12 protein-coding genes are annotated in these 11,626 nt (G+C 73.5%); 6 read left to right on the forward strand and 6 right to left on the reverse strand.

The window, feature by feature from the left end; genetic code table 11:
* Window positions 1–49 precede the first annotated feature (49 nt).
* Complete coding sequence (locus C2L59_RS15945; RefSeq protein ID WP_103350295.1) at window positions 50–1,414, reverse strand: PLP-dependent aminotransferase family protein; 1,365 nt, start codon at window positions 1,412–1,414, stop codon at window positions 50–52.
* Between the two features lie 82 nt (window positions 1,415–1,496).
* Here C2L59_RS15945 and C2L59_RS15950 point away from each other — a divergent pair, with 82 nt between their 5' ends.
* Window positions 1,497–2,153 (forward strand): pyridoxamine 5'-phosphate oxidase family protein, encoded by a 657-nt coding sequence (locus C2L59_RS15950; protein ID WP_103350296.1) that lies wholly within the window; start codon window positions 1,497–1,499, stop codon window positions 2,151–2,153.
* Here C2L59_RS15950 and C2L59_RS15955 read toward each other — a convergent pair.
* Together C2L59_RS15955 and C2L59_RS15960 are read right to left on the reverse strand one after the other, a co-directional pair.
* A complete protein-coding gene (locus C2L59_RS15955; protein ID WP_103350297.1) occupies window positions 2,125–3,546 on the reverse strand; it encodes a cell wall metabolism sensor histidine kinase WalK in 1,422 nt (473 codons plus the stop codon). The two genes, C2L59_RS15950 and C2L59_RS15955, sit on opposite strands and share 29 nt — an antisense overlap.
* Window positions 3,543–4,256: a response regulator transcription factor gene (locus C2L59_RS15960; RefSeq protein WP_103350298.1), complete on the reverse strand. Its 714-nt coding sequence runs from the start codon at window positions 4,254–4,256 to the stop codon at window positions 3,543–3,545. The genes C2L59_RS15955 and C2L59_RS15960 overlap by 4 nt, the downstream gene beginning before the upstream one ends.
* 147 nt (window positions 4,257–4,403) lie before the next feature.
* On the opposite strand from C2L59_RS15960, the gene C2L59_RS15965 reads away from it, so the two are divergent.
* From C2L59_RS15965 to C2L59_RS15985, 5 genes are all read left to right on the forward strand, one after another.
* Window positions 4,404–5,750 carry a ferric reductase-like transmembrane domain-containing protein gene (locus C2L59_RS15965; RefSeq protein ID WP_103350306.1) on the forward strand — a complete coding sequence of 449 codons (1,347 nt, stop codon included), beginning with the start codon at window positions 4,404–4,406 and terminating at the stop codon, window positions 5,748–5,750.
* Between the two features lie 9 nt (window positions 5,751–5,759).
* Window positions 5,760–6,272, forward strand: a complete 513-nt coding sequence (locus C2L59_RS15970; protein ID WP_103350299.1) for an FMN-binding protein — start codon at window positions 5,760–5,762, stop codon at window positions 6,270–6,272.
* Window positions 6,269–7,009, forward strand: a complete 741-nt coding sequence (locus tag C2L59_RS15975) for an FAD:protein FMN transferase (RefSeq protein WP_103350300.1) — start codon at window positions 6,269–6,271, stop codon at window positions 7,007–7,009. The genes C2L59_RS15970 and C2L59_RS15975 overlap by 4 nt, the downstream gene beginning before the upstream one ends.
* A gap of 65 nt (window positions 7,010–7,074) precedes the next feature.
* Window positions 7,075–7,455, forward strand: coding sequence for a VOC family protein (locus C2L59_RS15980; protein WP_103350301.1), 381 nt, complete (start codon window positions 7,075–7,077; stop codon window positions 7,453–7,455).
* 41 nt (window positions 7,456–7,496) lie between these two features.
* The gene (locus tag C2L59_RS15985; RefSeq protein WP_103350302.1) at window positions 7,497–8,474 is read left to right on the forward strand and encodes an asparaginase; all 978 of its coding nucleotides are present in this window, start codon (window positions 7,497–7,499) and stop codon (window positions 8,472–8,474) included.
* A gap of 4 nt (window positions 8,475–8,478) precedes the next feature.
* Here C2L59_RS15985 and C2L59_RS15990 read toward each other — a convergent pair whose 3' ends face one another.
* From C2L59_RS15990 to C2L59_RS16000, 3 genes are all read right to left on the reverse strand, one after another.
* A complete protein-coding gene (locus C2L59_RS15990) occupies window positions 8,479–8,958 on the reverse strand; it encodes a cysteine dioxygenase family protein (RefSeq protein WP_103350303.1) in 480 nt (159 codons plus the stop codon).
* A 177-nt stretch (window positions 8,959–9,135) separates the two neighbouring features.
* Entirely contained in the window at window positions 9,136–10,152 is a 1,017-nt protein-coding gene (locus C2L59_RS15995) for an NAD(P)H-dependent glycerol-3-phosphate dehydrogenase (RefSeq protein ID WP_103350304.1), read from the reverse strand.
* Window positions 10,152–10,871 (reverse strand): 1-acyl-sn-glycerol-3-phosphate acyltransferase, encoded by a 720-nt coding sequence (locus C2L59_RS16000; protein WP_103350305.1) that lies wholly within the window; start codon window positions 10,869–10,871, stop codon window positions 10,152–10,154. The genes C2L59_RS15995 and C2L59_RS16000 overlap by 1 nt, the downstream gene beginning before the upstream one ends.
* Window positions 10,872–11,626: the final 755 nt, after the last annotated feature.

Raw genomic sequence — 11,626 nt, forward strand, 5'->3', positions numbered from 1 at the left:
CGCCCCCGCCAGCCCTGCGCCCCAGCCACAACGCCTCAGCCACAACGCCTCAGCGCAGCAACCCCACCAACACCGGCAAAGCCGCCACCAAAGCCTCCCGCGAACACCCCGCATACCCGATCGCCACCCCGAACACCGAAGGCGAACCCGCGAAATGCCGCGCCAACCCATCCAGCCGGATCCCCCGCCGCTCAGCCGCACCGATCACCGAAGCCTCCACCGAAGCCGACGAAAACGGCACCACCAGGTGCGCCCCCGCGTCGTCGCCCCGTACCGGGATCCCCGCCGCCGACAACGCCCCCGCCAGCAGCGTCCGCCTCTCCGCCATCTCCCGGCGCAGTTTTCGCAGGTGGCGGCCCAGGTCGCCGTTTCGCGCGAATTCGTACAACACCCGCTGCCCCGCCGGGGACGGCCGCGTCCCGGTCAAATCGCGGTACGCCAAGACCGCCGAGGTGATCGCCTCCGGACCCACCATCCACCCCGCCCCGAGCGTCGGCGTCAGGATCTTGGACGTCGTCCCCAAATGGACCACGACGTCCGGGGCCAGCGCCGCCAGCATCGGCAGCGGTGCCACGTCGAACCGCAGCTCGCCGTCGTAGTCGTCCTCGATCACCAGCATCGACGAAGCGCGCGCCCGCTCCACCAGGGAGACGCGCCGGGTCGCGCTCAGCCTGCTGCCCATCGGGTACTGGTGCGCCGGCGAGCAGTACACCGCCCGCGCGCCCTCCGGGACGGAATCCGGGCGCAACCCCTCGTCGTCCACCGGCACGCCCACCACCCGCATCCCCGCCCGCCGGAACGCCTGCACCGCGCGCTGGTAGCCCGGCTCCTCCACGGCGACGACGTCCCCGCGCTCCAGCACCGCCGCCGCCAGCTCCACCACCGCCGCCGTCGTGCCGCCGGTCGCCAGGACCGAGCCCGCCGCCAGGCCACGGTGGCGCAGCAGGTGCTCCGACACCGCCGCGCGGTACTCCGGCAGGCCCGCCCGGTGGGCGCGGACCAGGGGCTCCGGGTCGGCCGCCGCGCGCCAGGCGCGGCGCCAGGCCGCGCGGTCCAGGCCCGCCGCCCACGGTGCGCCCGGGCTCAGGTCGACCAGCGCGGGCGGTGAGACCTCGACCGCCGGGACCGCCGGCGCCGGCACCTCCGAAGCCGAAGACGAAGGCGGAGTTGTCACGTAAGTGCCCGAGCCGTGCCGCCCGGCGATCCAGCCCTCCGCGTGCAGCTGCTCGTACGCCGCCGACGTCACCGTGCGGCTGACGCCGAGCCGGCCGGCCAGCGCCCGCGTCGACGGCAGCCGGTCGCCGCCGCGCAGGTGACCGGTCGCCGCCGCCTCGCGCAGCGCGTCGGCCAGCTGGACCGCCAGCGGCGTCACCGCCGACCGGTCGAGGCTGACCGGGAGCGCGGTGTCGGACACGGGGCCTCCTCGGGAGTGGACTTCCCAAGTGTACGAGAAGTGGCCGTTTTCCGAGGCCACTGACGCGGGAGACGCTGGTCGCATGTTGTCGACCACGCCCCGCACCACACTCGGCCGCAAGAAGCACCGCGCCGTCACCGACCGCGCCGCCCTGCACGCCGTCCTCGACGACGGGCTCATCTGCCACCTCGGGATCGTCCGCGACGGCGCGCCGCTGGTCCTCCCCACCGGCTACGGCCGCGACGGCGACACGCTCTACCTGCACGGGTCGACCGGCGCGGCCAGCCTCCGCACCGCCGCCGGCGGCCTCGACGTCTGCGTGACGGTGACGCTCCTCGACGGCATCGTCTACTCGCGCTCGGTCAACAACCACTCGATGAACTACCGCAGCGCCGTCATCCTCGGCCAGGCGAAGCCGGTCCTGGACGCCGAAGCGAAGATGCACGGCCTCGAGGTCCTCACCGAACACCTCGCGCCGGGTTCGTGGGAGCACGCGCGCGAAGTCAACGCGAAGGAGTTCGCGGCCGTCAGCGTCCTCGCCCTCGACCTCGCCGAGGCGTCGGTGAAGATGCGCGCCGAAGGCCCGGACGACGAGCCCGAAGACGTCGAAGCCGACACCGCGTGGGCGGGCGTCCTGCCGGTGCGGACGGTCTACGGCGCGCCCGAGCCGTCCGAAGACCTCTCCCCCGGCTGGACCACGCCGGCGCACGTCACCGCGCGAGCGGCAGCCGCACGCTGAACGTCGTGCGGCCGGGCACCGAAGACACCGACACCGTGCCGCCGTGCGCGGTCACCAAGGACTGGACCACCGACAGCCCGAGCCCGGTGCCGCCGTTGCCGCGGGTGCGGGAGTCGTCGACGCGGAAGAACCGGTCGAAGATCCGCTCCTGGTCCGCCGCGGCGATGCCGGGCCCGGTGTCGGTCACCTGCACCACGGCGGAACCACCCGAAGCCGCCACCGAGACGTGCACCGACGTCCCGGGCGGGGTGTGCACGGCCGCGTTGGCCAGCAGGTTGTCCAGCACCTGCCGCAGCCGCAGCGGGTCGGCGTCCACGAACGCCGCCGAAAGCGCCGACGTCAGCGGGTGGTCCGGCCGGCCGGCGGTGAACGCGTCCGCCGCGTCCCCGGCCAGCTCGGCCAAATCGACGCGCTCGGGCCGCAACGGCGTCTCGGCGGCCCGCGCGTCGAGCCGGGCGAGCAGCAGGAGGTCGTCGACGAGCACGGTCATCCGCGCGGTCTCCTCGCGGATCTTCGCCAGGTGCGCCTCGCGCTCGGCCGGCTCATTCGCCGCGGCGTAGCGGAAGAGGTCGGCGTAGCCGCGGATCGACGTCAGCGGGGTCCGCAGCTCGTGCGAGGCGTCCGCGACGAACCGGCGCAGCCGCTCGTTGGCTTCGGTCTTCGCGGCCAGCGACGTGTCGATGTGGGCGAGCATCACGTTGAACGCGGTCCGCAGCTCGTCGACTTCGGCGCCGCCGCCGGTGCCCGCCGCGCGGACCGGCAGGGCCGGGTTCGCGGTGAGGTCGTGGGAGGCGATGTCGTGCGCGGTGCCGGCCATGTCGGCCAGCGGGCGCAGGCCGCGGCGCAGCACCAGCCGTCCCACCACCAGCAGCACGCCCAGCGCCAGCGCGAACGCGCCGACCTCCACCCCGATGAGCTGCTGGACCGTGCCGTCGAGGTCCTTCTGCGGCGCCGCGGACAGCAGCACCGAGTCGATGTCGACCGGGCACGCGCGCACCCGGTACGGGCCGTCGTCGCGCAGGTAGACGGTGCGGGTGACGTCGCCGCCCGCGGCCTCGGCGGCGATCCTCGCCAGCTGCTGGGCGTCGCCCGGCAGCCGGCCGCCCGGCTCGGGGACGGCGACCCCGTCCTGGATCTTGTACAGCGCCGAGTACCACGAGTACACCGACTGCGGCGAGGCGTGCGTTTCGCGCAGCAGCGGCAGCTGCGTGTTCTGGCTCTTGGACAGCTGCTCGTCGAGCCGCCGGTCGAGGTAGCCGTGCATGATCCCGACCGTCGTGACGCCGACGGCCGCGAACACCACCAGCGCGAGCGCGCCGAGGCCGAGGGTGATCCGGGTGCCCAGCCGGGTCCGCTGCCAGGCCCCGTACCACCGGGTGAAAAACCCCTTCACCGGTGCGCCTGCCGCACGACGTACCCGACGCCGCGCACGGTGTGGATCAGCGGTTCACCGTCGCCCGCGTCGACCTTGCGCCGCAGGTGCGAGATGACCAGCTCGACCACATTGGACCGGCCGCCGAAGTCGTACTCCCAGACGTGGTCGAGGATCTGCGCCTTGGTCAGCACCGCGGGCGAGCGGCGCATGAGGTAGCGCAGCAGCTCGTACTCCGTCGGCGTCAGCTCGGCCGGGACGTCGCCGCGGCGGACCTCGCGGGTGTCCTCGTCCAGGGTCAGATCGCCGACGCGCAGCACGGCCCCGCGCGCCTCGGGCTGGTGCGCGACCCCGGCGCTGCGCCGCAGCACCGCCCGCAGCCGCGCCATCAGCTCCTCGACCGAAAACGGTTTCACGAGGTAGTCGTCACCCCCGCGGGTGAGCCCGGCGATCCGGTCGGCCGTCGCGTCCTTGGCCGTGAGGAAGACCACGGGCACCGCGTTGCCGCCCGCCCGCAGGCGGTCGAGCACGGTGAAGCCGTCGAGGTCGGGCAGCATCAGGTCGAGCACGACGATGTCCGGCCCGAACTCCGCGGCCCGGCTCAGCGCGGCCTGGCCGGTGCCGGCCGTGACCGCCTGCCAGCCCTCGTACCGGGCGACGGTGGCGACGAGGTCGGCGATGTGCGGCTCGTCGTCGACGACGAGCAGGCGCACCGGGTCGGGGGTCTGCACCCCTGCATCTTCTCCCGCCGCCGTCGCGCCCGGCGACCGCGGGCGGCGGCCGACAGGATTCCGACAGCCGGCACCCAGACTCGCCACAGGACAGGCGGCGAGGCTGGCCTTCGTGAACCGAACCGAAGGGGAATCCGTGTGACCACCATGACGCAGACCGCCGAGGCCGCGCGCCCGGCGATCCGCCCCCGGATCGCCGCGAAATCCGGCCTCTTCCTCTTCCTCGGTGCCAACGTGGCCGCCGTCACGGTCCTGTTCGCGCAGGCCGGGCTGTCCCCGAACTCGCTGATCACGATCGGCCGCCTCGCCGGGCTGTACGGCGCGCTGGCGATGGCGTTCCAGCTGCTGCTGGTGGCCCGGCTGCCGTGGCTGGACCGCCGGATCGGGATGGACCGGCTCACCACGTGGCACCGCTGGACCGGCTTCACGATCCTGTGGACCCTGCTGGCGCACCTGGTGTTCATCGTGTTCGGTTACGCGCAGGTCGAACGCCACGGGGTGGTCGACGAGCTGGTCGACATGGCCAACCAGCTCGAGGGCATCCTGCGCGCGCTGGTCGCGTTCGCGGTGATCCTCATCGTCGGCGCCGCGTCGGCGAAGTTCGCGCGCAAGCGGCTCGCGTACGAGACGTGGCACTTCATCCACCTCTACACCTACGCCGCGGTGCTGCTGGCGTTCACCCACCAGCTCGCGCTCGGCACGTCGTTCGCCGGTTCGGAGCCGGCGAAGGCCTACTGGTGGACGCTCTGGCTCGGCGCCGGCGCCGCCGTCCTCGCCGGGCGCGTGGTGCTGCCGCTGTGGCGGAACCTGCGCCACCAGCTGCGGGTCACGGCGGTGGTTTCCGAGGCCCCGGACGTCGTTTCGGTGTACATGACCGGCAAGCACCTGGACAAGCTGCCGGCCCGGGCGGGCCAGTTCTTCCTGTGGCGGTTCCTCACGAAGGACCGCTGGTGGCAGGCCAATCCCTTCTCGCTGTCGGCCGCGCCCGACGGCCGCACCCTGCGGCTGACCGCGAAGGCCCTCGGCGGGTCCAGCGCCGGGCTGCGCAGCCTCCGCGTCGGCACGCGGGTGTTCGCCGAAGGTCCGTACGGCGCCTTCACGACGATCCACCAGCAGCGGCCCAACGCGCTGCTCGTGGCGGGCGGCGTCGGGATCACGCCGATCCGCGCGCTGCTGGAGGACATCGACGGTCACGTCGTCGTGCTGTACCGGGTGCGCAACCAGGCCGACGCGGTGCTGCTGCCGGAGCTGAACGAGCTGGCCAAGGCGCGCGGCGCGGTCGTGAGCGTCCTCACCGGACCGGACCAGGCGGTCGGGCCGCGCGGGGTGCTGCTCGGGCCGGCGAACCTGCACATGATGGTGCCGGACGTGCACGAGCGCGACGTGTTCGTCTGCGGGCCGCCGGGGATGACCTCGGCCGTGCTGCGCAGCCTGCGCGAGCTGAAGGTGCCGAGCGCCCAGGTCCACGCCGAACGTTTCAGCCTTGCGGCCTAGGGGATTGCTGTGAAGAAGACCATTTTCGTCGTTGCGCTGTCCATCGCCGGGTTCATCGCGGTCTGGCGGTTCGAACCGGGGCCGGTGCAGAACACCGCCGCCGTCGCGCAGGCACCGCCGCCGAGCGTCACCGCACCGTCCACATCGGCCGCTCCGGCGACCACCCCGGCGGCGCCGGGCCCCTCGTCGTCCGCTCCGGCCACTTCGGACGCACCGGCCACCTCGGAAGGACCGTCCACACGGGACATCACGAAGGAGACGGTGACCACGCGGGGCAGCGCCGAGTCGAGCCGGTACGGCACCGTGCAGGTACAGGTCACGTTCACCGGCGCCCGGCTCACCGCCATCACCCTGCTGCAGGCCCCGGACAGCGGCCGGTCGCTGACCGCGCTGCCGCGGCTGCAGGAGGAGGCGATCAAGGCGCAGAGCGCCGACATCGACACGGTGACCGGCGCCACCGAGACGAGCGAGTCGTACAAGACGTCCCTGCAGGCCGCGATCGACGCGAGAGGCACCCGATGACGAACCGCGTCGAACAGGTGATGGGCCTGCCGATCTCCCTCGACCTGCGGGACGAGGGCGACTTCGCCGAGGTCGTCGACGACGTCTTCGCCTGGTTCCGCGACGTCGACGCGCGGTTCAGCCCGTTCTCCGACGACAGCGAGGTCAGCCGGTACGACCGCGGCGAGCTGACGGCCGCCGAGCTGAGCGACGACCTCCTGGAGGTGCTGGAGCTCTGCGCGTACTACGAGCAGCTTTCCGGCGGCGCGTTCCGCGCACGGCTGCCCGGCCGCGGCCTCGACCCGTGCGCGGTGGTGAAGGGCTGGGCGGTGCAGCGCGCGGCCGACATGCTGAAGGCCGAGGGCGCGGCGACGTTCTGCCTCAACGCCGGCGGCGACGTCGTCACGGCCGGCGAGCCGGCGCCCGGGCGGCCGTGGCGGGTCGGCGTCCGCCACCCCGAGCAGCCCCTCGCGGTGTGCGCGGTCCTGGAGTCCCGCAACGGCGCGATCGCGACGTCGGCGGCGTACGAGCGCGGCTCGCACATCTTCGACGGCCGGTCCGGCACCCCGGCGACGGGCCTGCTGAGCGTCACCGTGGTCGCCGGGGACCTGGTGACGGCGGACGCACTGGCCACCGCGGCGTTCGCGATGGGCGAGGAGGGCATCACCTGGGCGGCGGACCGCCCGGACTGCGAAATCCTCATCGTCGACGACAGCCGCCGCGTGCACCGGACGGCGGGCCTCGCGCTGGCGTCCTGAATCGGTTCGCCCTCCTCCGGGTGACTCGGCCACACTCGGGCCGTAGCCGTCTTCCGAGGAGTGCCATGCCTTCGTCCGTCCTGCACGTGTCCGTCGACTGCGCCGACCCGTACCGGCTGTGCCAGTTCTGGAGCGCGGTCACCGGAAACCCGATCCCGGACACCGACTCCCCGGGCGACGACGAGGTGGCCATCGAGCTGGAAGGCGGGATCGACCTGCTGTTCCTCAGGGTCCCGGAGCCGAAGACGGTGAAGAACCGCCTCCACGTGTGCCTGCAGCCGGACGTCCCGCGCGACGAGGAGGTCGAGCGGATCCTGGGCCTGGGCGCGACGCTGGTGAACGACCTGCGCAAGCCCGACGGCACGGGCTGGGCCGTGCTCGCCGACCCGGAGGGCAACGAATTCTGCGTGCTGCGCAGCGCTGCCGAGCGCGCGGCGACGTCGTGACACGCGCCAGGCGGTCAAGCCCGGCTGAACAGGGTGGCCGCATGCCCCTGATCGCCCTCGCCTCCCTCGGCGGCACCATCTCGATGGCCCCGGCCGGCGCCGAAGGCGGTGCGGTTCCGCGGCTCGGCGCCGCCGACCTGCTCGGCGGCCTCGGTGACCTGCCGATGGACGTCCTCGCCGAGACGCTGGCCGGGATCGGCAGCGCGTCGATGGACTTCGCGACGCTCCTGCGCTGCCGCGACTGGGGACTGCGGCAGGACGCCGACGGGTTCGTCGTCGTCCAGGGCACGGACACCCTCGAGGAGACCGCTTGGTTCCTCGAACTGAGCTGGCCGTCGGAGATCCCGGTGGTCGTCACCGGGGCGATGCGCAACGCCGGCCTGGTGAGCCCGGACGGCCCGGCGAACCTGCGCAACGCCCTCACCGTGGCGGCCGACCCGCGCAGCCGCGGCCGGGGCGTGCTGGTGACGCTCAACGACGACGTCCACGCGGCGCGCTGGGTGCGGAAGGCGCATTCGAGCCGGCTGGACGCGTTTTCGTCGGCGCCGGCCGGGCCGCTGGGCACGGTCGTCGAGCACGCGGTGCACTGGTTCCACCCGTCGCCGCCGCGCCTGCCCGCGCTCACCGGCGTGGCCTTCGGCGGACTCGTCCCGGTGGTCGAAGCCGGTCTGGACGACCCGGGCGCGGTGCTGGAGCACGTGGCTTCGCAGCCGGACGTGCGCGGTGTCGTGCTCGCGGCGACCGGCGCCGGGCACGTCTCGTCCGGCACGGCCGACGTCGTCTCGCGGCTGGTGCGGTCGATCCCGGTCGTGGTCGCTTCGCGGACCGGGGCGGGACCGACGTTGCGCTCGACGTACGGCTTCCACGGCTCGGAGTCGAGCCTGATCGCGATGGGCGCGACGATGGCGGGCTGGCTGGACGCGCGGAAGGCGCGGATCCTGCTGCACGCGCTGCTGGCCTCCGGCGCGGACCGCGACGCGATCGAGCGCGAGTTCCGCCGGCGCGGCGACCTGGACTGAAGGTTCAGTCCCGGATCGGGCCGACGACGGGGTCGAGGTGATACGGGCGCATCGCGCGGCCCGCGTCGCGGTAGACGTGGACCGAAATCGCCGGGTCCGGGCCGTCGTTGCGGACCTCGTGCACGTACCCCGGCCCGAACACCCGCGACTGCCCGGCGGACAGGGCGTGCAGTTCGGTGACCGCGCGGCCGTCCGGCGCGCGGCGGGCCACGGCCTCGGTCAGGTGACCGCTGACCACGGTGAACGCGCCGCTGGCGAACGCGTGGTCGTGCAGGTCGGTGCGCTGGCCGGGCAGCCAGCTCATCAGCCACACCTCCTGCTGCTCGTCCTCCGACACGAGCGTCGCGAAGCGCTCTTCGGGGTCATAACGCAGCAGGTGGCGCCAGCGGTCGCGGTCGGCGGCGACCTCGAGTGCGACGCGCACCGGGTGGCGCAGGGCGGGGTTTTCGGGACGCAGCAGCGTGTTGTCCGGAACGGCGAACATGAGGGTCCTCACGCGGAAGAAGGGTGTCGAGCTGGGCCGGGGCTGGGTTCACCGACAACAGCGACACGCGCGCACGTCGGAGCGGAGGCCCATGCGGCCCCGCGACCCGGACATGAAGTGCGCGAACATGCGACCAGAATCCCAGCCGCTCTCCACCCGGTCAAGCCGTCCCACGGATCAGGACCATTCGTGTTTCTGGGACCGTCCGAGCAGCTCCGCGCCGGCCCGGCGGGGGTCGACACCTTCGTGGCAGACGCGGTGCATGGCGTCGGTGATCGGCATGTCGACCCCGACGCTCTGGGCCAGCGCCCGGATCGACGAGCACGACATGACACCCTCGGCGACCTGCCCGCCGCCGGCCGCCTGCGCCTGTTCGAGGGTCTCGCCGCGGCCGAGGCGCTCCCCGAAGGTGCGGTTGCGCGAAAGCGGCGACGAGCAGGTCGCGACCAGGTCGCCGACGCCGGCGAGCCCGGCGAACGTCAGCGGGTCGGCGCCGAGCTTCGCGCCGAGCCGGGCCATCTCGGCCAGCCCGCGGGTGATGAGCGTGGCCATCGTGTTCGTGCCGAGCCCGAGGCCGGCGGCCATCCCGGTGCTGAGCGCGATCACGTTCTTGCAGGCGCCGCCGAGCTCGCAGCCGACGACGTCGGTGTTGGTGTACGGCCGGAAGTAGGAGTTGGCGCAGGCCCGCTGGACGGCGACGGCGCGTTCGTGGTCGGCGCAGGCCAGCACGGAGGCCGACGGCTGCCCGGCGGCGATCTCCTTGGCCAGGTTCGGCCCGGTGACGACGACGACGGTGCCGGGGTCGATCCCGACGATCTCCCCGATCACCTCGCTCATCCGCTTGAGCGTGCCGAGCTCGACGCCCTTGGCGAGGCTGACGAGGATCGCGCCGGGCGGCAGCAGGCCGCGCCACGCCGTCAGGTTCGCGCGCAGGCTCTGGCTGGGCACGGCCAGGACGACGGCTTCGGCCCCGGCCAGCGCCTTCGCGGCGTCGCTGGTGGCGGTGACGGTGCCGGGCAGCTGCACGCCGGGCAGGTAGGCGCTGTTGGTGTGCCGCTCCCGGACGTCCTCGGCGACCTCCTCGCGGCGCGCCCACATGGTGACGTCCCGCCCGGCGTCGCCGAGGACCTTGGCGAAGGCGGTGCCCCACGAGCCGGCCCCGAGCACGGTGACCCGCTGCACGTCGGCGCGCATCAGGCGGGCTCCTCCGGCTTCGCGGCCGGCGGTTCTTCGTGCCGGATCTCGGCGAGCAGCCGGGTGACGTCGTCCATCATGACCTTGGTGACCTCGCGCAGCTTCGACGCGCTGCGGGTGTTCCCGCCGCGGTAGGCGGAGAGGTCGAGCGGATCGCCGACGGAGTGGGTGATGGTCTTGCGCGGGAAGGGCGTGAACTTCTTGGTGTAGCCGTCGAAGAGCTGGCTGGTCCCCCACCGGGCGATGGGGATGATGGGAACGTCGTTCTGCAGCGCGAGCCGCGCGGCGCCGGTGAAGGACTCCTTCGGCCACCCGGCGGGGTCCTTGGTGATGGTGCCTTCGGGGTAGATGACGACGATCTTGCCTTCTTCGAGGGCCTGGTGAGCAGCCTTGAGGCTGTCCCCGGCGGCGGCCGACCCGCGCGAGACGGGGATCTGCCCGGACCCCCCGACGATCGGCCCGAGGATCGGCGCGCGCAGCAGGCTCTCCTTGAAAAGGAACCGCGGGACGCGCTTCTGCCGGTGCACGAAGACGGCATCGACGACGGGATCGAGGTGCGAGATGTGGTTCATGACGAGCAGAGCGGGCCCCTGCCGCGGAATCTTCTCGGCCCCGACGTAGACCCGCCGCGCAATGGCGGTGAGCGGGTAGAACAGTACGGCGGCGAGCCCCACCCAGAAGCCACCCTTTTCACGCCGGGCCACGATCTCCTCCTCCATACAGAGCACATCCGGGCGTTGATCCTGCCGCGCCGGGCGCGGAGCAGTCCAGGGAGGGTGGGTTCGGCCAGCTCGGAGGCGGTTTCGGCCCGGGTCGGGTTGCGTGCGCGGAGGTGTGCCGGGCCGGCCGGAGGCGGCGGGCGCTGGGCGCGACGGGTGCGCCGGGCTGGCCGGAGGCGGCGGGCGCTGGGCGCGGCGGGTGCGCCGGGCCGGTCGGAGGTCGCCTGGGTCGCCCAACGCCATTCGCGGACGGCTCGCGCTGGGCGCGGCGGACCTGCCGGGGCTGACCGGAGGCCACCCGGGCTGCCCAGCACCATTCGGGGCGGCTGGCGCTGGGCGCGACGGGTGCGCCGGGACTGGCCGGAGGCCGCCCAACGCCATCCGGGGCGACTACCCCTGAGCACGACGGATGCGCCGGGACCGGCCGAAGGCCACCCAAGCCGCCCAACGCCATCCGGGGCGACTACCCCTGAGCACGACGGATGCGCCGGGACCGGCCGGAGGCCGCCTAGCACCCATCCGCGGGCAGGCCACCCCGCACCCCATCCGACCGAGGCTGGCCGCTCGCCGCGGGTTCGGCGCCTGATCGAAGCGAACCGCCCGGCCCGGCCACGGTCCCTGGCCGAAGCCCACCACCCGGCACGGGCGCGACGACTGATCGAACCCGGCCGCCCGGCCGCGGGTGCCTGATCGGGACGACCGCCCAGCGCGGGCAAGGCCGCGGCAACCTGCTCGGCGCCGGCTCCCACAGCCCA

The organism is Amycolatopsis sp. CA-128772, assembly GCF_002904295.1.
In the GTDB taxonomy this organism is placed as follows: domain Bacteria; phylum Actinomycetota; class Actinomycetes; order Mycobacteriales; family Pseudonocardiaceae; genus Amycolatopsis.